The organism is Bradyrhizobium sp. USDA 3240 (genome assembly GCF_054063295.1).
The window spans coordinates 6,342,096-6,366,648 of the sequence record NZ_JBSSGD010000002.1; the positions used below are offsets into that span (position 1 = coordinate 6,342,096).

Annotated in this window: 22 protein-coding genes and 2 pseudogenes; 15 read left to right on the plus strand and 9 right to left on the minus strand. The window is 65.5% G+C overall.

Going from position 1 to position 24,553, the window contains the following annotated elements:
* Positions 1–86: 86 nt before the first annotated feature.
* From ACVIGA_RS30685 to ACVIGA_RS30695, 3 genes are all read left to right on the plus strand, one after another.
* Positions 87–956, plus strand: coding sequence for a helix-turn-helix domain-containing protein (locus ACVIGA_RS30685; protein ID WP_456668943.1), 870 nt, complete (start codon positions 87–89; stop codon positions 954–956).
* Between the two features lie 126 nt (positions 957–1,082).
* On the plus strand, positions 1,083–1,544 hold the full coding sequence (locus ACVIGA_RS30690; RefSeq protein ID WP_456668944.1) for a (2Fe-2S)-binding protein: 462 nt from the start codon (positions 1,083–1,085) through the stop codon (positions 1,542–1,544).
* A complete protein-coding gene (locus ACVIGA_RS30695; protein ID WP_456668945.1) occupies positions 1,541–3,706 on the plus strand; it encodes a molybdopterin cofactor-binding domain-containing protein in 2,166 nt (721 codons plus the stop codon). Before ACVIGA_RS30690 ends, ACVIGA_RS30695 begins: the two co-directional genes overlap by 4 nt.
* Positions 3,707–3,759: 53 nt before the next feature.
* On the opposite strand, the gene ACVIGA_RS30700 is transcribed toward ACVIGA_RS30695, so the two are convergent.
* Positions 3,760–3,963, minus strand: a complete 204-nt coding sequence (locus ACVIGA_RS30700; protein ID WP_456668946.1) for a hypothetical protein — start codon at positions 3,961–3,963, stop codon at positions 3,760–3,762.
* A gap of 207 nt (positions 3,964–4,170) precedes the next feature.
* Between ACVIGA_RS30700 and ACVIGA_RS30705 the strand changes: the two genes are divergently transcribed.
* Positions 4,171–4,428, plus strand: coding sequence for a hypothetical protein (locus tag ACVIGA_RS30705; protein ID WP_223969544.1), 258 nt, complete (start codon positions 4,171–4,173; stop codon positions 4,426–4,428).
* Between the two features lie 217 nt (positions 4,429–4,645).
* On the opposite strand, the gene garD is transcribed toward ACVIGA_RS30705, so the two are convergent.
* The 6 genes and pseudogenes from garD to ACVIGA_RS30735 form a co-directional block, all read right to left on the minus strand.
* A complete protein-coding gene (garD, locus tag ACVIGA_RS30710; protein WP_456668947.1) occupies positions 4,646–6,187 on the minus strand; it encodes a galactarate dehydratase in 1,542 nt (513 codons plus the stop codon).
* Positions 6,188–6,302: 115 nt separating this feature from the next.
* Positions 6,303–7,751, minus strand: coding sequence for an aldehyde dehydrogenase family protein (locus tag ACVIGA_RS30715; RefSeq protein WP_456668948.1), 1,449 nt, complete (start codon positions 7,749–7,751; stop codon positions 6,303–6,305).
* 17 nt (positions 7,752–7,768) lie between these two features.
* Positions 7,769–9,124: a glucarate dehydratase gene (gene gudD, locus ACVIGA_RS30720; RefSeq protein WP_456668949.1), complete on the minus strand. Its 1,356-nt coding sequence runs from the start codon at positions 9,122–9,124 to the stop codon at positions 7,769–7,771.
* Between the two features lie 31 nt (positions 9,125–9,155).
* A pseudogene (gene kdgD, locus ACVIGA_RS30725) lies at positions 9,156–10,098 on the minus strand (5-dehydro-4-deoxyglucarate dehydratase).
* 127 nt (positions 10,099–10,225) lie between these two features.
* Positions 10,226–11,131 (minus strand): LysR substrate-binding domain-containing protein, encoded by a 906-nt coding sequence (locus tag ACVIGA_RS30730; protein WP_375776577.1) that lies wholly within the window; start codon positions 11,129–11,131, stop codon positions 10,226–10,228.
* 258 nt (positions 11,132–11,389) lie between these two features.
* Positions 11,390–12,727, minus strand: coding sequence for an MFS transporter (locus ACVIGA_RS30735; RefSeq protein ID WP_456668950.1), 1,338 nt, complete (start codon positions 12,725–12,727; stop codon positions 11,390–11,392).
* Between the two features lie 213 nt (positions 12,728–12,940).
* Here ACVIGA_RS30735 and ACVIGA_RS30740 point away from each other — a divergent pair, with 213 nt between their 5' ends.
* Together ACVIGA_RS30740 and ACVIGA_RS30745 are read left to right on the plus strand one after the other, a co-directional pair.
* The gene (locus ACVIGA_RS30740; RefSeq protein ID WP_456668951.1) at positions 12,941–13,972 is read left to right on the plus strand and encodes an alpha/beta fold hydrolase; all 1,032 of its coding nucleotides are present in this window, start codon (positions 12,941–12,943) and stop codon (positions 13,970–13,972) included.
* A gap of 14 nt (positions 13,973–13,986) precedes the next feature.
* Positions 13,987–14,937, plus strand: coding sequence for a fatty acid desaturase (locus tag ACVIGA_RS30745; protein ID WP_456668952.1), 951 nt, complete (start codon positions 13,987–13,989; stop codon positions 14,935–14,937).
* 3 nt (positions 14,938–14,940) lie between these two features.
* Here the strand turns inward: ACVIGA_RS30745 and ACVIGA_RS30750 are convergent, their stop codons facing one another.
* The gene (locus ACVIGA_RS30750) at positions 14,941–15,552 is read right to left on the minus strand and encodes a TetR/AcrR family transcriptional regulator (protein WP_456668953.1); all 612 of its coding nucleotides are present in this window, start codon (positions 15,550–15,552) and stop codon (positions 14,941–14,943) included.
* A gap of 147 nt (positions 15,553–15,699) precedes the next feature.
* Between ACVIGA_RS30750 and ACVIGA_RS30755 the strand changes: the two genes are divergently transcribed.
* The 9 genes from ACVIGA_RS30755 to ACVIGA_RS30795 all read left to right on the plus strand — a co-directional run bounded on the left by ACVIGA_RS30755 (position 15,700) and on the right by ACVIGA_RS30795 (position 23,721).
* Positions 15,700–16,725 (plus strand): histone deacetylase family protein, encoded by a 1,026-nt coding sequence (locus ACVIGA_RS30755; protein ID WP_456668954.1) that lies wholly within the window; start codon positions 15,700–15,702, stop codon positions 16,723–16,725.
* Between the two features lie 237 nt (positions 16,726–16,962).
* Entirely contained in the window at positions 16,963–17,892 is a 930-nt protein-coding gene (locus ACVIGA_RS30760; protein WP_456668955.1) for a Gfo/Idh/MocA family protein, read from the plus strand.
* A 2-nt stretch (positions 17,893–17,894) separates the two neighbouring features.
* Positions 17,895–18,965 (plus strand): aldose epimerase family protein, encoded by a 1,071-nt coding sequence (locus ACVIGA_RS30765; RefSeq protein WP_456668956.1) that lies wholly within the window; start codon positions 17,895–17,897, stop codon positions 18,963–18,965.
* Positions 18,966–19,000: 35 nt separating this feature from the next.
* Entirely contained in the window at positions 19,001–19,879 is an 879-nt protein-coding gene (locus tag ACVIGA_RS30770; RefSeq protein WP_456670923.1) for an SMP-30/gluconolactonase/LRE family protein, read from the plus strand.
* Positions 19,880–19,937: 58 nt separating this feature from the next.
* On the plus strand, positions 19,938–20,684 hold the full coding sequence (locus ACVIGA_RS30775) for a TetR/AcrR family transcriptional regulator (RefSeq protein ID WP_456668957.1): 747 nt from the start codon (positions 19,938–19,940) through the stop codon (positions 20,682–20,684).
* Between the two features lie 20 nt (positions 20,685–20,704).
* Positions 20,705–21,574 (plus strand): hypothetical protein, encoded by an 870-nt coding sequence (locus ACVIGA_RS30780; protein ID WP_456668958.1) that lies wholly within the window; start codon positions 20,705–20,707, stop codon positions 21,572–21,574.
* The gene (locus ACVIGA_RS30785; protein ID WP_456668959.1) at positions 21,574–22,497 is read left to right on the plus strand and encodes a DUF1932 domain-containing protein; all 924 of its coding nucleotides are present in this window, start codon (positions 21,574–21,576) and stop codon (positions 22,495–22,497) included. Before ACVIGA_RS30780 ends, ACVIGA_RS30785 begins: the two co-directional genes overlap by 1 nt.
* Before the next feature lie 85 nt (positions 22,498–22,582).
* Positions 22,583–23,365 (plus strand): SDR family NAD(P)-dependent oxidoreductase, encoded by a 783-nt coding sequence (locus tag ACVIGA_RS30790; protein WP_456668960.1) that lies wholly within the window; start codon positions 22,583–22,585, stop codon positions 23,363–23,365.
* Positions 23,366–23,505: 140 nt separating this feature from the next.
* A complete protein-coding gene (locus ACVIGA_RS30795; protein ID WP_456668961.1) occupies positions 23,506–23,721 on the plus strand; it encodes a hypothetical protein in 216 nt (71 codons plus the stop codon).
* 13 nt (positions 23,722–23,734) lie between these two features.
* Here ACVIGA_RS30795 and ACVIGA_RS30800 read toward each other — a convergent pair.
* Positions 23,735–24,549, minus strand: a pseudogene (locus tag ACVIGA_RS30800) (enoyl-CoA hydratase).
* Positions 24,550–24,553 lie beyond the last annotated feature (4 nt).

A 24,553-nucleotide genomic window follows, 5' to 3' on the forward strand; every position in this document is an offset into this window, starting at 1 on the left:
ATCGGGTGGCTGAGCCGGGGGCGGCGGTATAAAAGCGCGTGGTGGCCGGCGCCGTAAGCTCCGGCCGATCCATGGAGAGCCGTCTCTTGGCCCTGATCTCGAGCCTCGATGCCCACAAATATCTGCGCGCGTCGCTGACCGCGTGCAGCTGGAAGGTCGGCTGGCGCTCGCTGCTGTTGCGGGCCTATGACGATCCCACCGAGGCCAACGAATTCGTGACCCCCGCGACGCGTGACCTTCTGATCGTGCTGGTCACCGGCGGCGCCTGCGATGTCGAGGTGCGTTATCGCGGCAACTGGCAGCGGTTTCGCTCCGAGGTCGGCCATATCGGCATGACGGCGCCGGGCGAGGCCGCGTCGCTGCGCTGGCGCGGCGACACCACCCACAGCACGTTGCAGCTTCATCTGCCCGTGGCGACGCTCGACCGTGTCGCGCAGGACCTGCCGCAGCGGCGGCCGACGGGGCCGGTATTGCCGAGCGGCCTCGGCACCGTCGATCCGCTGGTCAGCCAGATCATGCTCAGTCTTGACCAAGCGTTCAGGGCCGGCGCACCCGATCTCTACGCCGAGACCGCGGCCGAGATGCTCGCCGCGCATCTGCTGGTCCGTCACGGCCGGTTCGATACCCAACCGCAGACCTGTGGCAACAGCGGTCGGCTGCGCCAGGTCGATGCGTTCATGCGCGACAACCTCGCCGCTTCGGTCAGCCTTGAGATGCTGGCACAGGAGGCCGGCGTCAGCCGCTTCCATCTGCTGCGGCTCTACAAGAAGCAGTTCGGACAGACGCCGCTGCGGCGGCTCACTGAACTGCGGATGGAGGAAGCGAAGCGGCTGCTGAAGCACGGCGACGAGCCGGTGACGGCGATCGCCGCCAAATGCGGCTATGAGAACCCGTCGCATTTCGCCACCGCGTTTAGGCGGGTCGTCGGCGTGTCGCCGGCCGCCTACCGGCGATAATCCGCCATTCAGCGGAATGTGAGCGGTCGCGGCAATTGCGCGGGCGCCACGGCAATCCCGCGAGAGACGATCGAGCCCAGCGCTGTCATATGCCGTTCCGCCGGACGGAATCTCGCTGGGTGCAGAATGGCCTATGTTCTCAAGATAAATGGCGCGTCGCATACGGTCGACGCGGACGGCGACACGCCGCTGTTGTGGGTGCTGCGCGACGTGCTGCAGATGACCGGCACCAAGTTCGGCTGCGGCATGGCGTTGTGCGGCGCCTGCACCGTGCATCTTGACGGCGCCGCGACACGTGCCTGCATCACCACGATCGACAGCGTCGGCGATGCCGTGATCACGACGATTGAGGCGATCGGCCAGAGCGACGCCGGCCGCAAGGTGCAGCAGGCCTGGCTCGATCTTGACGTCGTGCAGTGCGGCTATTGCCAGTCCGGCCAGATCATGTCGGCGACCGCGCTCTTGATGTCCAATGCGCACCCGAGCGACAGCGACATCAATGATGCGATGTCGGGCAATGTCTGCCGCTGCGGCACCTACAACCGGATTCGCGACGCGATCAAGCTTGCCGCCGGAGCAAAGCCATGACGCTGACCTTTGCTCACCGCGTGGACACCGCAGCGCTCTCGCGCCGCACATTCCTGACGGCAAGCGCGACTGCGGCCGGAGGCCTGGCGCTGGCGTTCATCGTGCCTAATCGGTCCGAGGCTGCGAGTCCGGTTGCCGAGGGCGGAGCACTGAACGGCTTCGTCCGGATCGAGCCGGACGGACGCATCCATCTCACCATTCCAATGGTTGAGATGGGGCAGGGCACCTACACTTCGCTTGCGATGCTGCTCGCCGAGGAACTCGAGGTGAAGCTCGACAGCATCGTGCCCGAGCACGCACCGCCGAATGACGCGCTCTATGCCAATCCGATCCTGCATGAGCAGTCGACCGGACTGTCGGCCTCGACCCGCGGCTTCTGGCTGCCGCTGCGCCAGACGGGCGCGGCGGCGCGCATCATGCTGGTGACCGCGGCGGCGCAGCGCTGGAAGGTCGATCCGGCCCAATGCACCGCCGCGGACGGCGTGATCCGCGATCCCTCAGGCCAGCGTTCGCTGGCCTATCGCGAGGTCGCTCTGGCGGCGGCGCAAATCAAGCCGCCGGCGCCCGACCAGATCAAGCTGAAGGCGCCCGGTCAGTTCACGCTGATCGGCACCTCGCCGAAGCGGCTCGAGGCCGCTGGCAAGGTCAGCGGCCGCACGCAATTTGGCATCGATGCGATCGTGCCGGGGATGAAGTTTGCTGCGATTGCGATCTCGCCGGTCGGTGGCGGCAAGCCGAAGCAGGTGAACCAGGCCGCCGCGCTGGCGGTCAAGGGCGTCCGCCAGGTCGTCGTGATCGATGAGGCCGTCGCCGTCGTTGCCGACCACACCGGTGCGGCGAAGAAAGGATTGGAGGCCGCGGCGATCCAGTGGGACGACGGTCCGAATGCGCAGATCAATAGCCAGGGCATCGTCGCGCAGCTCAAGGCTGGATCGCAGACGTCGGGCGTCATCGCGCGGAACGACGGCAATGTCGAGCAGGCCTTCGCCAATGCCAGCAAGCGGTTCGATGCCGTCTACGAGCTGCCGTTCCTGGCGCATGCGGCGATGGAGCCGATGAACTGCACGGTCCACCTCCGCAAGGACACCTGCGAGATCTGGGTCGGCACCCAGGTGCCGACGACGACGCAGAGCAGGGTGGCTGCATTGACCGGACTGCCGAAGGACGCGGTCATTCTGCACAACCAGTTTCTCGGCGGCGGTTTTGGGCGGCGGCTCGAGCCCGACGGCACGCTGCTCGCCGTCAAGATCGCCAAGCATGTCGACGGCCCGGTCAAGGTGATCTGGAGCCGCGAGGAGGATATCCAGCACGATATCTACCGGCCCTATTACTACGACCGGATATCGGCTGCGGTCGACATATCAGGCAATCCGGTCGCGTGGCACCATCGGGTCTGCGGCTCGTCGGTGGTGGCGCGCTTTGCGCCGCCGCTGTTCAAGAACGGGCTGGACTTCGACGCGGTAGAGGGCGCCGCCGAGCCGCCCTATGCGTTTCCCAACATCCTGGTCGACTATGTGCGCGTGGAGCCGGCCGGCATCACGACCGGCTTCTGGCGCGGCGTCGGTCCGGTCCACAACGTGTTCATTATCGAGAGCTTCATCGACGAGCTGGCGTTCGCGGCCAGGCAGGACCCCGTCGACTACCGGCGCCGCCTCTTGTCAAACAATCCGCGCGCGCTCGCGGTGCTCAACCTCGCCGCGGAGAAGGCCGGCTGGGGGCAGACGATGCCGGCCGGCAAGGCGCGCGGCATCTCGCTGCAGTTCGCGTTCGGCAGCTATCTGTCGCAGGTCGCCGAAGTCGCGGTCGATGCAAACGGCAAGGTCAAGGTCGAGCGGATTGTCTGCGCGGTGGACTGCGGTATCGCCGTGACCCCGAGCATGATCGAGGCACAGGTGCAGAGCGGCACGATCTTCGGGCTGACCGCGGCGCTGCGCGGCGCGATCACCATCAAGGACGGCCGAGTCCAACAGTCCAATTTCGACAGCTATCCGCCGATGCGGATCGACGAAGTTCCGCGGATCGAGACGCACATTGTGCCGAGCAGCGAAAATCCCGGAGGCCTCGGCGAAGCCGCCACGGCAATCGTCGCGCCGGCGGTAACCAATGCGATCTTCGCGGCGACCGGGCGGCGCATCAGAAAACTGCCGATCGAGGAGGTCTGAGCATCGCGGCCACGCGGGCCGCGATGCATCGGTGAGAGTTCACGGCCAAGGGTTCATGGTCGAGGGGGCACGGCGGAGAGTTCGCGCTGCGGTTCCGACGGCGAGGTCTCGCCGTCGAGCCAATCCTGCTCCTTGGCCAGCGCGCGCCAGGCCGCTTCCATGCGCTTGAAGCGGTTGTAGGTCGGCTCGTCGTCGGCGCGCTCGGCAAGCTGCGCGCAGTTCTCCGCATTGTCGAGGAAGTGCTGCGATTGCTTCATGGAACGTCCTCCTGTTGATGAGGACGTGGGCCATCAAATCGGGCTATTCAACGCGTGGAACATGAGCATTTCGCCACACAGGTGAATGTCTGTTCAGCGAGGTTCCCTGTGCGATGTTCCGCATCAGCGCCGGAGCGTGCGGCATAGGAACGGTTTGTCGCACCCGACGTTCCTCCTCCACATCGCCACTCGAGGAGGAGAGACGTTATGAGAAAGTATCTGTTTGCCGCGGCCATGGTGACCGCGATCGCATCGCCTGCATTCGCCGATGAAATCGGTGTTCGTGCCGGCCCCGTCGGCGCCGGCGTGACCGTCGGCGAGTCGCATGAATATCGCGACCGCGATCGTGACCGCACCACCGTGATCAAGGAGCGTGAGCCGCGCAGTGACCGGACCACGGTGATCAAGAAGCAGGACGAGTTCGGCAATCGCAGCAAGACCGTGATTCATCACGACGACGATTGATCGCGCTTGCTTGACGTGAAGATGAAAGTCTGCCGCTGACTTCGTCGCGGCAGACTTTCATTTGCCGCGAGTCTTCTGCCGTCATTCCGGGGCGACGCATAAGCGTCGAGCCCGGAATCCATCGAACCGCATCTCGAGCTGATAAATGGATTCCGGGCTCGCGCCAAGCGGCGCGCCCTCAGGTGCGCAATTGCGCACCGGGGAATGACAGGGTGGCCTATGTCACCGGCGCCGGGTTGAACAGCGTGAGATCGTTGTGGATGCCCCAGCGGTCCGACCACGGTTTGGTCCGCCCGCTCGCGACGTCGAGGATCAGGCGGAACAGGTCCCAGCCGGTTTCCTCGATGGTCTTCTCGCCGGTCGCGATGCAGCCGGCGTCGAAATCGATCAGGTCCTTCCAGCGCCGCGCCAGCTCGCTGCGGGTCGCGACCTTGATGACGGGCGCGGCGGCAAGGCCATAGGGCGTGCCGCGGCCTGTCGTGAAGACCTGCAAGGTCATGCCGGAGGCGAGCTGCAAGGTGCCGCAGATGAAGTCGCTCGCCGGTGTCGCGGCGAACAGCATGCCCTTCTGCCGCGCCTTCTCGCCCGGCGACAGCACGCCCGCGATCGGGCCGGAGCCAGATTTCACGATCGAGCCGAGTGATTTCTCGACGATGTTGGCGAGCCCGCCCTTCTTGTTGCCCGGCGTGGTGTTGGCGCTGCGGTCGGCGCCGCCGCGGGCGAGATAGGCGTCGTACCACGCCATCTCGCGGATCAGCGCGCGGCCGACATCCTCGTTGACGGCGCGGCGGGTCAGAAGCTGGATCGCGTCGCGCACCTCGGTTACTTCCGAGAACATCACGGTCGCGCCGGCGCGAACCAGCAGGTCGGCGGCGAAGCCGACCGCGGGGTTCGCGGTAACGCCGGAGAACGCATCGCTGCCGCCGCATTGCAGGCCGATCACAAGATCGGCGGCCGGGCAGGTCTCGCGCGTGCGGGCGTTGAGCACCTTCAGGCGGGTCTCCGCCTGCGTCATGATGGCATCGACGATTGCGCCAAAGCCGTCAAAGGCTTCGTCCTGCATCCGCACGATGGCGTCGCTGACGCCTTCCGGCACCAGTCGTTCCGGCGCGAGCTTCTCGCAGCCGAGGCCAATGACCAGGATCTCGCCGCCGAAATTCGGATTGAGCGCGAGGTTCTGCAGGGTGCGGATCGGCACCACGGCGTCGGGTGCCGTGATCGCGACGCCGCAGCCATAGGCGTGGGTCAGCGGCACGACGTCGTCGACGTTGGGATATTTCGGCAGCAGCTCGGCGCGGATGCGCTTCACCGCGTATTCCATCGTGCCCTTGACGCATTGCACGGAGGAGGAGATGCCGAGGATGTTCTTGGTGCCGACCGAGCCATCGCAATTGCGAAAGCCCTCGAACGTAAAGCCTTCGAGCGGCGGCAGCGTCGGCGGCACCGCGGTTGCGATCTCGAGCTGATCGAGCGGCGGCGCGTCGGGCATGCGGATGCGCGCCTCGTCGACCCATTCGCCGGCCAGGATCGGCGACAACGCATGGCCGATCACCTCGCCATAGCGGATGATCGCTGCGCCCTCGGCGATGTCTTCCAGCGCCGTCTTGTGGCCCTGCGGCACGAAGGCGCGCAGCGTCAGGCCGCAGGGGAAGCGGGAGCCGGCCGGCAAGCCGAAATCATTCACGACGATCGCGACATTGTCGCGCGCGTTGAGCTTGATGTAGCGGGGCTGTGCCTTCGCGCCGATCGACTGGTCCATGACGCTCTCCTGAAATTACGGAACCGTAGGGTGGGTTGGGCGAAGCCGTAACCCACCTTGCTTGTTCGGTCGTCAACATGGCGGGTTACGCTGACGCTAATCCACCCTACGAACCTCAACCCGGGAACGTATAGGCCGTCTTCACCGTGGTGTAGAACTCGCGGGCATAGGCGCCCTGTTCGCGCGCGCCGTAGCTCGAGCCTTTGCGGCCGCCGAACGGCACGTGGTAATCGACGCCGGCGGTCGGCAGGTTGACCATCACCATGCCGGCCTCGCTGTTGCGCTTGTAGTGCGAAGCGTATTTCAGGCTTGACGTGCAGATGCCCGAGGCGAGACCGAACTCGGTGTCGTTGGAGATCGCCAGCGCTTCCTCGTAATCCTTGGCGCGGATCACGCAGGCGACCGGGCCGAAAATCTCCTCACGGGCGATCCGCATCTGGTTGGTCGCCTCGGTGAACAGCGCGGGCTGCAGATAGAAGCCGGGCGTCTCGCGGTTCAGCAACTCGCCGCCCCAGTGCAGGCGGGCGCCTTCGTCCTGGCCGATCTTGATGTAGCGCAGGTCCTGGTCGAGCTGGCTCTGGTCGACGACAGGGCCGACATGCACGCCGCTCTTCAGCGCGTCATCCACCGAAAGGCCCTTCATCCGCTCGGTCATCGCGGCGACGAAGCGGTCGTGAATCCCCGCGGTGACGATCAGGCGCGATGAGGCCGTGCAGCGCTGGCCGGTCGAGAAATAGGCGCCGTTGACGGCGACCTCGACCGCGACCTTGACGTCGGCATCGTCGAGCACGACCAGCGGATTCTTGCCGCCCATCTCGAGCTGGAACTTCTTCATCGGATTGGAGAGCACGCAGGCCTGCGCGATCTTGCGGCCGGTCTGCACCGAGCCGGTGAACGAGATCGCGGCAACATCGGGATGATCGAGCAGGGTCTGGCCGACCACCGAGCCCGAGCCGACCACGAGATTGAACACCCCGGTCGGAATACCGGAGCGCGCGATGATCTCGGACAGCGCGTGCGCGGAGCCTGGCACCAGCTCGGCCGGCTTGAATACCACCGAATTGCCGTAGCAGAGCGCGGGCGCGATCTTCCAGGCCGGGATTGCGATCGGGAAATTCCACGGCGTGATCATGCCGATGACGCCCACCGGCTCGCGGGTGATCTCGACATCGAGACCGGGGCGCACCGATGCACCCTTCTCGCCCATCAGCCGCAGCGCCTCGCCGGCGAAGAACGCAAAGATCTGCCCGGCGCGCGCCACCTCGCCGATGCCTTCGGGGAGCGTCTTGCCTTCCTCGCGCGCCAGCAGGCGGCCGAGTTCTTCCTTGCGGGCGAGGATTTCGACGGAGATTTTGGTCAGCGCGTCAAAGCGCTCCTGCGGTGTCGAGCGCGCCCAGGCCGGGAAGGCGGCCTTCGCCGCGGCGATCGCCTTCTCGGTCTGCGCCTTGTCGGCCTTGGCGTATTCGCCGACCACGTCCTTGGTGTTGGAGGGGTTGATGTCCCGCGTAATGCTTGTTCCGTCGATCCATTCGCCGGCGATGAAGTTCTTCTGGTGAGCGGTCATGTTTCCAACCTTTCTTGTTAGCGTACGAGGCAGGGACGCTTGTCGTCGAAGGTCCACCCCTGGATCAGGAACTGCATAGCCAGCGCGTCGTCGCGGGCGCCGAGGCCATGCTGCTTGTATAGCGCGTTCGCCGCCTCGATGGCACCGCGATCGAGCTCGATGCCGAGGCCGGGCCGGTCCGGGATCGCGATCTTGCCGCCCTTGATCTGCAGCGGCTCTTTGGTCAACGCCTGGCCGTCCTGCCAGATCCAGTGGGTGTCGATCGCGGTCACCTTGCCGGGCGCGGCAGCGCCGACATGGGTGAACATCGCCAGCGAGATGTCGAAATGGTTGTTGGAGTGCGAGCCCCAGGTCAGGCCGTTGTCGCGGCAGGTCTGCGCCACCCGCACCGAGCCCTGCATGGTCCAGAAATGCGGATCGGCCAGCGGAATGTCGACCGCCCCGAGCCGCAGCGCGTGGCTGAGCTGGCGCCAGTCGGTCGCGATCATGTTGGTTGCGGTCGGTAGTCCGGTGGCGCGGCGGAACTCGGCCATGATCTCGCGGCCGGAGAAGCCGGCCTCCGCGCCGCAGGGGTCCTCGGCATAGGCCAGTACGCCATGCATGTTGCTGCAAAGCCGGATCGCCTCATCGAGCGACCAGGCGCCGTTCGGGTCGAGCGTGACGCGCGCGTTCGGAAAGCGTTTTGCAATTGCGGTGACGGCCTCGATCTCGTCTTCGCCCTTGAGCACGCCGCCCTTGAGCTTGAAATCGGCAAAGCCGTAATGCGCCTGCGTGGCTTCGGCGAGGCGCACGATCGCCTCCGGCGTCATCGCTGCCTGATGGCGCAGGTTGAACCAGTCCGCCTTGCCGGTCTCACCTTCCACATAAGGCAGGCTGGTCTTCCTGCGATCGCCGACGAAGAAGAGATAGCCGAGCGTCTCGACGCTTGCGCGCTGCTGGCCTTCGCCGAGCAATGCCGCGACCGGGAGATTGAGATGCTGGCCGAGCAGATCGAGCAGCGCGGATTCCACCGCCGTCACTGCATGAATGGTGACGCGCAGGTCGAAGGTCTGCTTGCCGCGGCCGCCGGCATCGCGGTCGGCGAAGGTCTGGCGCATCGACGCCAGGATGTTGTTGCACGCGCCGATGGTCTGGCCGACGACGAGGTCGCGGGCGTCCTCGAGCGTCTTGCGGATCTTCTCGCCGCCCGGCACCTCGCCGACGCCGGTGTGGCCGGAATTGTCGGTGAGGATGACGAGATTGCGGGTGAAGAACGGCGCATGTGCGCCGCTCAGATTGAGGAGCATGCCGTCGCGGCCGGCGACCGGGATCACCTCCATCGCCGTGACGACGGGGGCGCCGGCAAAGCCGGTGCGGATCGTGTCTTGAATCATCTGCTCCTCCCTTGGTCGTTGGCCGTTCGGCCTATTCCGCCGCCTGCTGGGTCGCGGCCTGCGGCAGCTTTGCCACCAGCGCCGCGAGCTCGGCGATCTCCTGTTCGGTGAGATCGGTCAGCGGCGGCCGCACCGGGCCGGAATCGCGGCCGATCACTTTCATGCCGGCCTTGATGATCGACACTGCATAGCCCTTCTTGCGGTTGCGGATCGCGATCAGCGGCAGGATGAAATCCTTCAGGCCTGCATGGATGGTCTGATGATCGCGCCGGCGAACCGCGGCGTAGAACTCGGTGGCGAATTCCGGCACGAAGTTGAACACCGCCGACGAATAGGTCGTGACGCCCATGTCGAGATAGGGCAGCGCAAAGGTTTCCGCGGTCGGCAGGCCGCCGATATAGGTCAGGCGATCGCCGAGCCTGGTGTAGACGCGGGTCATCAGCTCGATGTCGCCGATGCCGTCCTTGTAGCCGACGAGGTTCGGGCAGCGCTCGCAGAGGCGCGCCAGCGTATCGGGCTGCAGGATCGCATTGTCGCGGTTGTAGACGATGACGCCGATCTTGACCGACGCACACACCGCCTCGACATGCGCCGCGAGGCCGTCTTGCTCGGCATGGGTGAGATAGGGCGGCAGCAACAGCAGGCCGTCGGCGCCGGCCTTCTCGGCGCCGACAGCGATCTCGCGGGCGATTGCGGTGCCGTAGCCGGTGCCGGCCAGCACGGGAACGCGGCCCTTGGTCTCTTCGACCGCGATCTTCACGACATGCGGAACTTCAGACGGCGTCAGCGAGAAGAATTCGCCCGGTGCCGCCGGCCGCGAACAGGCCGGCGACGTCATAGCCGCACAGCCAGTCCATGTTGGCGCGATAGGTCGCTTCTTCGAACGAATAGTCCGGCTTGAACGGGGTTACGGGAAAAGACAGGAGGCCGCCACCGATTCTCGCGGCCATTTCCCGAGGGGTCATCTTGCTCATGGCGCCACTCCTTGAATGATGTTGGGATAAGGGATGCGCGAGCAGCGCGCGTCCATGGTCGAATTCTTAGGGAATGCTTCGATGCGCGTCCAAGCCAAACGCGGTATCGAGCGATACACAATCTGCATCAATCGCCGCGCAGGTGCGGGGCGGCGATTTCGGTTGCGATCTCGATCAAGGACGGCAGCAACTGGTTCTCATGATCGCGCCGCCACACCATGAACAGCTCGACCGGCACCGGCGTGCGCAGCTTCAGTGGCTTCAGCTTGACGTCCGCGATCTTCAGGCTAGCGGCGGCCTCCGGCACGATGGCGACGCCGAGCCCGGCGCGAACCATCGCGAGGATCGAGTGGATCTGGCTGAGATGTTGCACATAGCGCGGCAGCACGTCGGCGCGCGTGAACAGCGACACCAGCAGATCGTGGAAGTAGCGCGCCTCATAGGGCGAATACATCACGAAGGGCTGGTCGTCGAAATCCTTGATGCTGACGGTGTCGGCTGTGGCCAGCGGATGCTTCTTCGGGATCGCAGCGAGCAGCGGCTCGGCCACGACGCGCCGGCTGGCGAACTCCGGCCGCGCGATCGGCGGGCGCAGCAGGCCGGCATCGATCTGTCCGGTGGTGAGCGCCTCGAACTGATCGCCGGACACCATCTCCTTCAGCGAAAAATCGACCTCGGGCAGGCGGGAGCGGGCGGCTGCGATCAGATCGGGCAGGAATCCATAGGCGGCCGCGGCCGTGAAGCCGATCTTGAGCGAGCCGGTCTTGCCGAGCGCGATGCGGCGGGCGACCTGCGCGGCGGACTCCGCGAGCTTGAGGATGCGCCGCGCCTCCGGCAGGAAGCTGCGTCCCGCCGGGGTCAGTCGCACCGAACGGCTGGTGCGTTCCAAGAGCGGCGCGTCGATGATGTGCTCGAGAACCTGGATCTGCCGGCTCAGCGGCGGCTGCGTCATGTTGAGCCGCGCCGCGGCGCGGCCGAAGTGCAATTCCTCGGCCACCGTGACGAAACAGCGGAGCTGGTTCAGGTCGAACATCGATGCTAGCCTGGAATGGATCGGTCGAGGATTTGTACGTTCTAGCATCGATGCCTCCCGCTGGCCAAGAAGACAAAAAAGCAGACAAACAAGAAGACAAAGACGGCGGCCGAAGCCGCCGTTTTGGGTTTGTGCCCAACTCCATCCCCGTCTTTGCGAGCGAAGCGAAGCAATCCATCGCGCGGCATATGCGGAACCATGGATTGCTTCGTCGCTGTCGCTCCTCGCAATGACGGGCGATAGACGTCGGCGGCCCGGTCAGGCCGCCTTTAGCTGCACCCGCTTGATCTCGCCGACGATGAACAGATAGGCGATCGCCGCGACCAGAGCGTTGGCGCCGACGAACACCAGCGCGCCGTTGAATGAGCCGGTGGCGGCGAGGATGTAGCCGATGATGATCGGCGTGGTGATCGAGGACAGATTGCCGAAGGTATTGAACAACCCGCCGGAGACGCCGCCGGCTTCCTTCGGCGAGGTGTCGGAGACGACCGCCCAGCCAAGCGCGCCGATGCCCTTGCCGAAGAAGGCGAGCGCCATGAAGCCGATCACCAGCGCCTGGCTGTCGACGTAGTTGCAGGCGATGATCACCATCGACAGCAGCATGCCGCCGACGATCGGGATCTTGCGCGCGATGGTCAGCGAGCCGGTGCGGCGCAGGAGGTAGTCCGAGATCACGCCGCCGAGCACGCCGCCGACGAAGCCGCACAGCGCCGGCAATGTCGCGACGAAGCCGGCCTGCAGGATCGAGAGCCCGCGCTCCTTCACCAGGTAGACCGGGAACCAGGTCAGGAAGAAGTAGGTCAGCGTGTTGATGCAGTACTGGCCGATATAGACGCCGAGCATCATGCGGTTGGCGAGCAACTGGCGGATGTGGTCCCAGCCGGGGCCGCTGTCGTGTGCCTTGCCGGCCTTCGCCGCATCCATGTCGACCAGCGCGCCGCCCTGCTTGATGTAGTCGAATTCGGCCTCGTTGATCCCAGGATGGTCCTTCGGCTCGTAGATCGTCTTGATCCAGGCGATGCCCATGATGATGCCGAGCCCGCCCATCACGTAGAACACGTGGCGCCAGCCGTATTCGTGCGCGATCCAGCCCATCAGCGGTGCGAAGATCACGGTCGCGAAATACTGTCCGGAGTTGAAGAACGCCGATGCGGTGCCGCGCTCATTGCCGGGGAACCAGGCCGCGACGATGCGGGCATTGGCCGGGAACGATGGCGCTTCAGCGAAGCCGACCAGGAAGCGCAACCCGAACAGCAGCACCACGGCGGCGCCCGCGGAGAGGAACCCGGTCAGTCCCTGCATCGCGGTGAAGATCGACCAGACGATGATGCTGATCGCATAGACCCATTTGGAGCCGTAGCGATCGAGCAGCCAGCCGCATGGTACCTGCGCGATCACATAGGACCAGCCGAAGGCCGAAAACACGTAACCCATCGCGACGGGGTCGAGATGCAGTTCCTTGGAGAGGGCAGGGCCGGCGATCGAGAGCGTGGCGCGATCGGCATAGTTCACGGTGGTGACGAGAAACAGCATCGTCACGATCAACAGCCGGACGCGGGATCGCCGCGCGTCCGTGGCGGACACAATTGCGCTCATTCGCGCCTCCTTAAGATTTCCTCGGGGTCTGTCCTAGAGAGATGACGGCAATGGGTCCAAGCCAAACGGGTATTGATCGATGCCGATTTTGAATGGATCGACCCGGTGTCATTCCACCTTCGCCGCTCTTGCTTCGGTTCCTAATTAGTGTACTATAAGTACAGTTATTGAGGGAGCGAAGCGTCGCGCCCTGCCGATCGAGGTCGAATGCGCATGACCACGCTACGCGACTATGAGGTGTTGGAGGCAGGCAGGGTGACCTTGCAGGACGGCGCGGTGTTTCCGCAGCTTGCGCTCGCCTACAAGACCTACGGCACGCTGAACGCGGCCAAAGACAACGTCATCCTCTATCCGACGTCGTTCGCCGCGCAGCATTACGACATCGAATGGCTGGTGCAGCCGGGCGGGGCACTCGATCCCGAGCGCTACTTCATCATCATCGCGAACCTGTTCGGCAATGGCCTGTCGTCTTCGCCGTCGAATTCGAGCGAGCTGCTCGGCGACGCACCGTTCCCGGCCTTCACCTATCATGACGCCGTCGCCATCCAGCGTCGGCTGCTGGTCGAGCGGTTTGGCGTGACCAAGCTCGTGCTGGTCTACGGCTGGTCGATGGGCGGCATGCAGGCCTATCACTGGGCCGCGCGCTATCCCGACATGGTGGAGCGTGCAGCGGTGGTCTGCGGCAGCGCGCGGTGCTCGCCTTACAATCATGTCTTCCTCGAAGGTGTGAAGGCTGCGTTGACCACCGACCCGGCCTACCAGGATGGCCGCTTCGTCACCAAGCCGACAGCGGGCCTTCGCGCGATGGGGCGTGTCTATGCCGGCTGGGCGATGTCGCATGAGTTCTATCGCGAGGAAGTCTGGCGCGAGGCCGGCTTCAACTCGCTGGAAGACTACCTCGCGGGATCGTGGGACGGTGCCTTCGCGCGGCGCGATGCGAACAATCTGCTGGCGCAGATTGCGATCTGGCAGGCCGGCGACATCAGCCGTTGCGACGAATTCGGCGGCGATCTCGACCGGGCGCTGGCCGCGATCAAGGCCCACGTGCTGCTGATGCCCGGGCGCACCGACCGCTATTTTGACCCGCGCGACAACGAGGATGAGCTCGGCCGCCTGGTCAATGCCCGCTCCGCGGCGCTGCACGCAATCCCTTCGATCCACGGGCACCGCGCCGGCAATCCGGTCAACAACGCCGAAGACCGCGCCTTCATCAACGCCGAAATCTCGGCGCTCCTGCAACGCTGACAGGTGAGACGACCATGAGCACCGCAGAGACCAGTGATACCGGACCTCGCCTCAAGCCGCTCAACCCGCTGACCTTGCGCGATCTGTCGACCAAGTCGAACCTTGCCGGTGCGGTGCGCGCGGCAAGCCATTACGGGATGATCGCTGTGGTCGGCGCGCTGATCTGGTTGGTCTCGTCGCATTACGGCTTGCTATGGGCGTTGCCGCTGATTGCGATCCAAGGCTATTTCGTCGCGTTCTTGTTCATGGTCGTGCACGAGACCGCGCACAAGACGGCGTTTCGCAGTCACGCACTCAATCTTGTGGTCGGCAACCTGTCGGCCTTCATGATCGGATTGCCCTACCAATATTACTGCCTGTTTCACTGGGACCATCATCGCTACACTCAGGATCCGGAGAAGGACCCGGAGCTGATCGTTGGTCCCAAGCCCGCGTCGGACACCCAGCTCGCAATCGCCTATTCGGGACTATTGCAGGTGCTGGTCCGGATTCGGCTGATGTTTCGGCATGCCCTCACCGGGAAGGTGATCGTGCCGTGGATTCCGCAGCACAAGCGCACCGCGATCGTGCTTGAAGCCCGGCTTTATCTTGCAGGCTACCTGCTGTTGCTCGCGGCATCGCTCGCACTGCACAGCGCGATCCTGCTCTTTGTGTGGATCGTGCCGCTGCTGGCCGGTCAGCTCATCCTGCGCCCGTATCTTTATGCAGAGCACACCGGTTGCGAGCGGACGCGGAGCGCGTTCGAGAACACGCGCACCACGATGACAGGCCGGATCATGAAATGGTTCGCCTGGAACATGCCCTATCATGTCGAGCATCATGCCTATCCGACGGTGCCGTTCCATGCGTTACCGAAGCTGAATGCCATCGTCGATGGCCACATCATGTATCGCGGCAGCAACTACCGCGCCGTGACGCGTGAGACCTGGGCCTGGTTCCGCCGTCAGCGGCAGCGCTCTGCGTGATATTCACGCGTCGGCGTGCGGCCGCAGCACCAGATTGACGAGGTTGCGGGCATAGGCCGGCGTCAGCGGCTTGATGCCGAAGACATAGCGGTAGAACAGACTGCCGTAGATCGCGTCATAGATATCGCCGGGCACGCCCGGCGCGCTGATACTGCCGTCCTTCTGGCCGGTGGCGATGATTTCCAGCATCCTGGCGCGGCGAAGGCCGAGGTAGCGCTCATAGAACAGTTCGGCCGTGCCGGTCTGCGAGATGCATTCCGAGATCACCGCGAGCTGTACCCGCCCGAACTCACCTTGCAAGGCCTCGACATAGGTCGCGACATGTCGGCGGATGCGGGCCACCGGATTGCCCGCTTCGGGCAGCGGCACCGCGCGCGAGGCCTGGTCGAGGAATGCATCGATCAGCAAGGCCTCGCGCGACGGCCACCATTTGTAGATCGTCATCTTCGAGACGTTGGAGTGTCTCGCGATCGCGTCGATGGTGGTGGCGGCAAGGCCGGTGGTCGCCATCAGCGCATAGGCGCTGTGCAGGATCGCGGCCGTGGTCGCGGCGGAACGTGGCCGGCCGCGCCGCCCCGTTGTCGTATCCTCCGTCTTCGCCCTGCTTCCCGCCATGGCCGGGATTGGTATCCTGCTTGAATCATTGCGCTGCCTGCGGGCATAGCATGAAATCGCGCGCTGTTTCAGATCATCGCCGCCGCTGATACGGTACAATTCGCCAGCGAAGGCTCAGCCCAACTGCTCATTGAACAGGAGTATCCCGTGAAGGCCGTCTACAGTGATCTGCACCGCAGCCATGATCCGCAATTCTTCCTGGTCCGCGGTGTGGTCCAACGCACCACCGAGCAGCCCGAGCGCGCCGACCGCCTGTTGGCGGGCCTGAAGGCCGGCAAGCACACGCTGATCGAGCCGACCAAATTCGGGCGGGGGCCGCGGGCGCGGGTGCACAGTCCGGAATATCTGAGCTTTCTCGCCGATGCCTGGGACGAATGGTCGGCGCTCGGCAATGCCGAGCCGGAGATGATCGCGAACATGCATCCGGTGCGCAACGCCGGTACGTATCCCACCCACATTGTCGGCAAGCTCGGCTGGCATACGGTCGACACCGCGGCGCCGATCGGCCCCGGCACCTGGGCCGGTGCCTGCGCCTCGAGCGACGTCGCGGTCACCGCCGCGCAGATGGTGCTCGATGGCGAGGACGCTGTCTACGCGCTGTGTCGTCCGCCCGGCCACCACGCCTATCGCGATCTTGCCGGCGGCTTCTGCTTCCTCAACAACAGCGCGATCGCGGCCGAGCATCTGCGCCAGAAGCACGAGCGTGTCGCGATCCTCGATGTCGACGTGCATCACGGCAACGGCACGCAGGGCATCTTCTACGAGCGGGGAGATGTCTTCACCGTCTCGATCCATGCTGATCCGTCGTTCTTCTATCCGTTCGTCTGGGGCTATGCGCATGAGCGCGGCGCCGGGCCCGGCCTCGGCACCAATCTCAACATTCCCCTCGCCAAGGGCACTGGCGACGACGACTACATCAAGGCGCTCGCGGCCGCGGAGAAGGCGATCCGCTCCTTCGCGCCGACCGCGCTCGTGGTCGCGCTCGGTCTCGACGCCTCCGAGAAGGACCCGCTCGCGGGCCTCGCCGTCACCACCGACGGCTTCCGCCGGATCGGCGAAGCGCTGGCCCGGTTCGGCCTGCCGACGGTGCTGGTGCAGGAGGGCGGCTATCTCTCCGACATCCTCGGTGCCAATCTGACGGCGGTGCTCGGCGGATTCGAAGCCGCGCGCTAGCCCGGTTTCGAACGATGCGGCCACCGGTTCGCGTGAAGAAAGCCCGTCAAATCAACGGTCTGGAGCATCGATTGTGATGGATCAGAACCGATGCCCCCGCCGTGCGCCGCACAACAAGGCGTCGTGGAGTTGCACGTTTGCAACCAAAGGCGGATCATGCCGTTGGTATCCGGCGGTGGCCTATGATCCTGCCTGGCGGCATCTGCCGTCCGGGCGGGCAGCAACGCGAGGACGGCCATGAGCGATCTGCTCCGCATCGCCATCGTCGGGTTCGGGGAGATCGCGTGCCGGCAGCACGTGCCTGCGATCGCCAAGACATCAGGCGCTGCACTCGTCGCCGTGGCCGATCCGGCCAAGAGCCCATCCGGCCTGCCGCATTTCCGCGATCTGCAGGAGTTGTTGCGCGACGGGCCGGAGATCGATGCGGTTGCGCTGTGCACGCCGCCGCAGGCGCGTCACGCGCAGGCCGCTACGGCGCTCGCCGCCGGCAAGCATGTGCTGCTGGAGAAACCGCCCGGGTCTACGCTCAGCGAACTCACGCCGTTGATCGCGGCCGCGCATGAGGCGGGCCGGACATTGTTTGCGACATGGCACTCGCGCTACGCACCCGCGGTTGGACCGGCGCGGAAACTGCTCGCCGGCCGCACGATCAACAAGGTGACGATCATCTGGAAGGAAGACGTCCGCGTCTGGCATCCGGGCCAGACCTGGATCTTCGAGGCCGGGGGCTTCGGCGTGTTCGATCCCGGCATCAACGCGCTGTCGATCCTGACCGAGATCCTGCCGCGCCAAGTCTTCGTCAGGAGCGCGATGTTGGACGTTCCTACCAACCGGGAGGCGCCGATTGCCGCGGCAATCGAGCTGTCCGATGAGAACGGCCTGCCGATCCACGCCGAATTCGATTTCCGCCAGACCGGTCCGCCGAGCTGGGACATCCTGTGCGAGACCGAGGCCGGGCCTGTGACGCTGTCGAAAGGCGGACGGCAGCTGCGCGACGGCAACAGGTTGGTGGTCGATGCCACGGACGAAGAGTATCCCGCGCTGTATCGCCGCTTTGTCGCGCTGACGTTGGATGGAAAATCCGACGTCGACCTCGCGCCCTTGCGGCTCGTCGCCGATAGCTTCATGCTGGGGCGACGGCGCCTTGTCGAGGCGTTCGGGGACTGACGATGACATCAGCCAGCATCGCTCGCGTGCCCTTCGGCACATTGCCTGACGGCACCGTGGTCGAGCGCGTGACGCTGCACGGCGAACACGGCTTCGAGGCCAGCATCCTCACCTTCGGCGCCACGCTGCAAGCGCTGCTCGTGCCCGATCGCGGCGGGCATTGCGACGACGTCGTGCTGGGCCATGACGAATTCGACGGCTATCTCGCGCAGCGCAAATTCTTCGGCGCGACCATCGGGCGCTACGCCAACCGGATCGCCGCCGCGCGCTTCGTGCTCGATGGCGAGACGGTGAATCTCGCCGCCAACAACGGCCCCAACGCGCTGCATGGCGGCCTGCAGGGCTTTGATCGCAAGCTGTGGCGGGTTGTCGAGCTCACCGATGAACCGGAGCCAACGCTGGTGCTGGAGCGCGAAAGCCTGCATGGCGAAGAGGGCTATCCGGGCAATCTTCAGACCCGGGTCACCTATCGGGTGCGCGCCCCGATGGAACTCGCGGTCACCTACGAGGCGACCACCGACCGGCCGACTTACGTCAACCTCACCAATCACAGCTTCTTCAATCTCGACGGCGCGCGCTCGGGTACGCAGATCCTCGATCACAGGCTGACGATCGCCTCAGATCAATACCTTGCGGTAGACGCCACGGCGATCCCGTTGCCAGAGCCGCCGCGGCCGGTTGACGGCACGCCGTTCGACTTCCGCAAGCCGACCGCGATCGGCGCACGGATCAGGATGAATGATGAGCAGCTGCGGCTCGGGCGCGGCTATGACCACAATTTCTGCCTGGCCTCGGGGACAGGCGCTCGCCTCGCGGCGCGCCTCGAGGCGCCGCACAGCGGCCGCGTGATGGAGCTGTTCACCGATCAGGCGGGGTTGCAGTTCTATTCCGGCAATTTCCTCGACGGCTCGAGCGCCGGCAAGGGCGATCGGCTGTATCGCCAATCCGACGCGCTCTGTCTGGAGCCGCACGCCTGGCCGGATACGCCGAACCGGCCCGACTTCCCGTCGGCGCGGCTCGATCCCGGGCAGATCTATCGCCGTACCGCGATCTATCGATTCTCGACCATGTGAGTGACGCCATGACCGACCGTGCCGCCGAGCCGCTGATCGAACAGGTGCCGACATCGGTGCTATCAGCCGAGCGCTGTCATCTCGGCGAGGGCCCGACCTATGACGCGGCGACCGACACCGCATGGTGGTTCGACATCCGCGAGCGCCGCCTGTTCGAGCATCGCTTCGCAAGCGGCGCCACCGTGATTCACGAGCTGCCGAAGATGGCGAGCGCGTTGGCGCGGATCGATGGCGAGCGGCAGCTCATCCTCGCCGAGGATGGGCTTTACGTCCGGCAGGTCGCCGGCGGCCGGCTGGAGCTGTTCGCCGCACTCGAAGCCGATAATCCGGTGACGCGCTCCAACGATGCGCGCGTGCATCCGTCGGGGACGTTCTGGCTCGGTACGATGGGGCGTCAGGCCGAGCACGGCGCCGGCGCGATCTACGCGCTGCATCACGGCCGCATCACGCGGCTCTATCCCGGGATCACGATCCCCAATGCGATCTGCTTCTCGCCCGCAGGCGATGTCGGCTATTTCGCGGATACTGCGACCAATGTGCTGCATCGCGTCCCGCTCGATCCATCGACGGGACTGCCGACCGGCGAGCCGGTCGACCTGATCAGACATCAAGGCACCGGCGGGCTCGACGGCGCGATCGTCGATGCCGATGGGATGATCTGGAACGCGCGCTGGGGCGGTGGCTGCGTCGATGTCTACAACCCCAGCGGCCGGCATTTGCGCTCGCTGAAGGTGCCGGCGAAGCAGTCGAGCTGCCCGGCCTTTGTCGGCCGCGATTTTGCGCGCGTGCTCGTTACGTCGGCGTGGCAGGATATGGATGAGGCCCAGCGCGCGGCCGATCCCGGCCACGGCCAAACCTTTCTGCTCAATGCCACGGCACGCGGTCGTGCCGAGCCCGACGTCAGACTGACCTGAATGCGGGTTTGGCGCCGCGTTGTTGACGCGACCTGAATATTTGGACGATAGTACAAATATGGTCCGCAAACCTGCCAAGTCCGGCGCGAAAGCCGACGCCAAGGTCGCCAGCACCCGCAAGCCGAACATGCGCGAGGCGATCCTCGCCGCGGCGGAGGAATTGTTCTCGACCTACGGCTTCAACGCCGTCTCGGTCCGCGACATCGCGCAGGCGGCCGGCGCCAATCCCGGCAGCGTGACCTATCACTTCAAGACCAAGGACGGCCTGCTGCTGGAGATCTATCGGCGGCATTGCGGCCCGATGAACCGGCGGCGCTCGGAGCTGTTGGCGGCGGCGCGGCGGGTGCGCGACCTGCAAGACCGGCTGGAGGCGATCGTGCGCGCCTATGTGCTGCCGGCCTTCACCTCAGGCAGCGATCTTGGCGGCGGCGGGACGCGATTCACGCGATTGCGCGCGATCATGTCGGCCGAGGGCAACGAGGTCGTGCGCAAGATCATCGCGCAGACCTTCGACGACACCAGCCATGCCTTCATCGACGCGATCCATGAAAGCCTGCCGAACATTCCACGTACCGATCTGGTCTGGCGCGGCCACTTCCTGCTCGGCGCGCTCTACTACACGCTGGTGACGCCGGAGCGCGTCTCGCGCCTGTCGCGCGGCAGCGCCGACGGCACCGATGCCGGCCATGCCATCGAGGAACTGGTGCGCGCGACGGTTGCCGCGCTGCAGGCCACACCGGTCGATCAACCAGCGCCCGTGCCGCGCAAGGCCGCAAGCGTGAATCCAGGGCGCGCGCTGACCTGACCCCCGCGGAGTTCGTCGCCATGGAGAAATTTCGGCTGCGCACGGTGCTTGGCAATCACCCGCACGTGCGGGCGGTGAAGCGCGGTGAGCTGCGCTCGGAGCTGTTCTATCTCGACTTCACCGAGTTCACGCCGACCAACGCCGCGTTCAAGCCAATGGTGCGCGAGCAGGCGTTTGACGTCTGCGAGATGGCGATCGTGACCTATCTGATGGCGAGGGCGCACGGCAAGCCGCTGGTGCTGCTGCCGGCTGCGATGGTCGGTCGCTTCCAACATGGCCATGCGCTCTATCGCGCCGACCGCGGCACGCTCATGCCTGCCGAACTCGAAGGCAAGCGGGTCGGCATCCGCTCGTTCACCACGACGACCGGCGCATGGATGCGCGGCATCCTTGCCAACGATCATGGCGTCAACCTCGACCGGATCGACTGGGTCACCTTCGAGGACCCGCATGTCGCCGAATATCTCGACAGCACCGAACGCGCCCCGAAGGGCAGAACCATCATCCAGATGCTGAAGGACGGCGAGCTCGATGCCGTGCTGGGCGAGACCTCGGGCGATCCGGCGCTCAAGCCGTTGTTCGCCGATCCGGCCGCAGAGGCTGAGCGGTGGTACGCACGGCATGGCGTTGTGCCGGTCAATCATCTGGTGGTGGTGACGAGGCAGCTTGCGACGTCGCGCCCGGACGTGGTGCGTAGCCTCTATGAACTGCTCAAGCGCGCCAAGGTGAACGCCGGTCCGGCCGATGTGCCGGACCTGCTGCCGTTCGGCGTCGAGGCGAACCGCAAGCCGCTCGAACGGATGATCGACTATTGCGTCCAGCAGGCGCTGATACCCCGGCGCGTCGCGGTCGACGAGTTGTTCGACGACACAACATGGGACTTGAACTGATGACAATCTCCAGCGATCCGCGGCAGTGGCGGGTCGGCATGCTCGGCTATGGCGAGGTCGGACGCATCCTCGCCGAAGACCTGCGCAAACAGGGCGTCAAGGTCGTGGCCTACGACATCAAGCTCGACCGCGAGGCGGGCGCGCCGCTGCGTGCGCATGCGGCGGAGACCGGCGTGGCGCTTGCGCAGTCCCATGCCGATCTCGCGTCGCGGGCCGATTTCATCATCTCGGCGGTGACGGCGAGCCAGGCAGTGCCAGTGGCCGAGGCCTGCGCGCCCGCTATCCGGAACGGCACCTGGTTTCTCGATTTCAATTCGGCCTCGCCCGGCGCCAAGCAGCGCGCGGCGGCCCACATCGATGGCGCCGGCGGCCGTTATGTCGAGGGCGCGGTGATGACCTCGCTGCCGCCGTACCGGATCAAGGTGCCGCTGCTGCTCGGCGGCGAAGGCGCGCGCGAGCTGGCGCCGCTTTTGGTCGAGCTCGGCTTCGCGGCAAAGGTCGCGAGCGACGAGCTTGGCGTGTCCTCGGCGGTCAAGATGTGCCGCAGCATCATGATCAAGAGCCTTGAGGCCATGGTGATCGAGAGCTTTACCACCGCACGCGCCTATGGCGTCGAGGACGCGGTGCTCGCCTCGCTCAAGGAGACCTTTCCGGGCATCGATTGGGAGAAGCAGGGCGCCTATTTCTTCCAGCGGGTGATCGAGCATGGCCGGCGGCGTGCCGAGGAGGTGCGCGAGGTGGCGGAGACCGTGCGTGAGGCCCACCTGACGCCATGGTCCGCGTCCGGCACCGCCGAGCGGCAGGGCTGGATCGCCGATCTCGCCGACGAAGGCGTGTTCGGGCCGAAGGGAACGCCGGACTTCGCCCGCAGCGCCGACTGGCGCACCGAGGCCGACCGGATTCTCGCACGCATCAAGCCCTGAAATATCGCCCGGAGAATCCGCCGCGTTCCCTGCCGACGCGCAATGCGCTATTGCTCCGTGAACAGTTTTGGTCTGGAGCAATCCCATGAAGAATTCCGGCAAGGTCGTCGCCATCACCGGGGCGGCGCGCGGCATCGGCAAGGCCTGCGCAGCGCGCTTCCTGTCCGATGGCGCCAGGGTCGTGATCTCGGATGTCGACCCTGCGGGGCTGGTCCACGCCGCCCAGGAGCTCGGACATGAGGATCGGTTGCGGGCCGTCGAGGCCGATGTCAGCAAGCGCGCCGATGTCGATCGTATCGTGGCTCACGCGGTGAAGGAGTTCGGCCGGCTCGACGTCATGGTCAACAATGCCGGCGTCGCGCGCAACCGCGACTTCCTCGACATCAGCGAGGCCGAATTCGACGACGTGATGGGGATCAACCTCAAGGGCGCGTTCTTCGGCGTCCAGGCTGCGGCGCGTCAGATGATCGCGCAGGGCGGTGGCGGCGTCGTCGTCAACATGTCCTCGGTCAACGCGTTGCTCGCGATCCCCTCGCTTGCGACCTATGCGATGTCGAAGGGCGCGATGAAGCAGCTCACGTCGGTGGCCGCCGTGGCGCTGGCGCCGCACGGCATTCGCGTCGTGGCGGTCGGGCCCGGCACGATCCTGACCGAGATGGTGGCGACGGCGATCTTCTCGTCGGAGGACGCGCGGCGCAGCGTGCTGTCGCGCACCCCGGCCGGGCGCTGCGGCGAGCCGAGCGAGGTTGCCTCGGTCGTGGCGTTCCTCGCCAGCGACGATGCCTCCTACATCACCGGCCAGACCATCTATCCCGACGGCGGTCGGTTGATCCTCAACTACACGGTGCCGGTCAACGAGAAGAAGTAGGCGGCAGGTTCGATCGCGAGCGCATCGCCAAAATATCGAAAACAACCCCATGCAAAGTAGCCGGCGGCTGCCCGGCGTTCGACACGGCAACTTGACATGTCGGGCAAATCGGCGGTATTATTCTATTATTCAGAAATAGCGTGAGCGGCATCCCATCCTCACCTGTCATCGCCCGGTTTAACCGGGCGATCCAGTACGCCGCGGCCCATCGGCTCAAGAACGACCGCCTCTGGAATACTGGATCGCCGGTCGAGCCGGGCGATGACAGCGTGTTGCGTGGCAACGACGACGGGGGATGGACCACCGCTGTTACCGCACTCTCAGCTGTCATTATCCGCGAAGGCATGCGTGGGTGATGACACCGGCTGGCTACCGGCCCTGGAACCGCGGCTTGCGCTTTTCCATGAAGGCGTTGCGGCCTTCGCGGAAATCCGCGCTGTCCATGCAGTCGATGCCGATCTGCTTGATCGCGGCCATGTCGCGATCGGCGGGATCCTTCAGCACCTGTGCGATAGTGATCTTGGCGGCCTTGATCGCCAGCGGCGCGTTGCCCGAGATCGTGCGCGCGATCTCCATGGTCGCATCCCACAACTCGGCCTCCGGCAGCACGCGATCGACGAGGCCGATCCGCAGCGCTTCGGCGGAGTCGATCCGCATGCCGGTATACATGATCAGCCGCGCCCAGGACGGGCCGACCAGCGACACCAGATGGCGCGCAGCCCGTCATAGCCATAGGCGATGCCGAGCTTGGCGGCGGGAATGCCGAACTGGCCGCTCGTGCCGGAGATGCGGATATCGGTCAGCATCGCGACCTGCATGCCGCCGCCGAGGCAGAAGCCGCGGATGCAGGCGATGGTCGGCTTCGGGTAGTCGGCGAGCAGGGCGCGCTGGGCGGCGCTGCGCCGTGAATATTCCTCGGAAGCTTCCGCGTTGTGCCTGGTCTTCTCGAACTGGCTGATGTCGGCGCCGGACACGAACGCCTTGTCGCCGGCGCCGACCAGGATCACGACACGGACAGCCGGATCGTCGCGCAACGCGGTCAGCGCCTCGCCGAGCCCTTCCCACATCTCCAGCGACATCGCGTTGCGCTTGTCGGGATTGTTGAAGGTGATGACGCCGACGCCGTCGACCACGCTTTGCAGGATCTTGCCGTCGGCAAGCGACTTGTCTGAGATGGTTGGCATATGA

What these genes read in the sequence shown, in the direction of transcription:
- ACVIGA_RS30695 (WP_456668945.1), top strand. Translation starts at nt 1,541, where the DNA reads ATGACGCTGACCTTTGCTCACCGCGTGGACACCGCAGCGCTCTCGCGC.
- ACVIGA_RS30785 (WP_456668959.1), top strand. Translation starts at nt 21,574, where the DNA reads ATGACAATCTCCAGCGATCCGCGGCAGTGGCGGGTCGGCATGCTCGGC.
- ACVIGA_RS30745 (WP_456668952.1), top strand. Translation starts at nt 13,987, where the DNA reads ATGAGCACCGCAGAGACCAGTGATACCGGACCTCGCCTCAAGCCGCTC.
- ACVIGA_RS30775 (WP_456668957.1), top strand. Translation starts at nt 19,938, where the DNA reads ATGGTCCGCAAACCTGCCAAGTCCGGCGCGAAAGCCGACGCCAAGGTC.
- ACVIGA_RS30690 (WP_456668944.1), top strand. Translation starts at nt 1,083, where the DNA reads ATGGCCTATGTTCTCAAGATAAATGGCGCGTCGCATACGGTCGACGCG.
- ACVIGA_RS30730 (WP_375776577.1), bottom strand. Translation starts at nt 11,131, where the DNA reads ATGTTCGACCTGAACCAGCTCCGCTGTTTCGTCACGGTGGCCGAGGAA.
- garD (WP_456668947.1), bottom strand. Translation starts at nt 6,187, where the DNA reads ATGGACCAGTCGATCGGCGCGAAGGCACAGCCCCGCTACATCAAGCTC.
- ACVIGA_RS30735 (WP_456668950.1), bottom strand. Translation starts at nt 12,727, where the DNA reads ATGAGCGCAATTGTGTCCGCCACGGACGCGCGGCGATCCCGCGTCCGG.
- ACVIGA_RS30715 (WP_456668948.1), bottom strand. Translation starts at nt 7,751, where the DNA reads ATGACCGCTCACCAGAAGAACTTCATCGCCGGCGAATGGATCGACGGA.
- ACVIGA_RS30780 (WP_456668958.1), top strand. Translation starts at nt 20,705, where the DNA reads ATGGAGAAATTTCGGCTGCGCACGGTGCTTGGCAATCACCCGCACGTG.
- ACVIGA_RS30740 (WP_456668951.1), top strand. Translation starts at nt 12,941, where the DNA reads ATGACCACGCTACGCGACTATGAGGTGTTGGAGGCAGGCAGGGTGACC.
- ACVIGA_RS30705 (WP_223969544.1), top strand. Translation starts at nt 4,171, where the DNA reads ATGAGAAAGTATCTGTTTGCCGCGGCCATGGTGACCGCGATCGCATCG.
- ACVIGA_RS30750 (WP_456668953.1), bottom strand. Translation starts at nt 15,552, where the DNA reads ATGGCGGGAAGCAGGGCGAAGACGGAGGATACGACAACGGGGCGGCGC.
- gudD (WP_456668949.1), bottom strand. Translation starts at nt 9,124, where the DNA reads ATGATTCAAGACACGATCCGCACCGGCTTTGCCGGCGCCCCCGTCGTC.
- ACVIGA_RS30760 (WP_456668955.1), top strand. Translation starts at nt 16,963, where the DNA reads ATGAGCGATCTGCTCCGCATCGCCATCGTCGGGTTCGGGGAGATCGCG.
- ACVIGA_RS30700 (WP_456668946.1), bottom strand. Translation starts at nt 3,963, where the DNA reads ATGAAGCAATCGCAGCACTTCCTCGACAATGCGGAGAACTGCGCGCAG.
- ACVIGA_RS30765 (WP_456668956.1), top strand. Translation starts at nt 17,895, where the DNA reads ATGACATCAGCCAGCATCGCTCGCGTGCCCTTCGGCACATTGCCTGAC.
- ACVIGA_RS30790 (WP_456668960.1), top strand. Translation starts at nt 22,583, where the DNA reads ATGAAGAATTCCGGCAAGGTCGTCGCCATCACCGGGGCGGCGCGCGGC.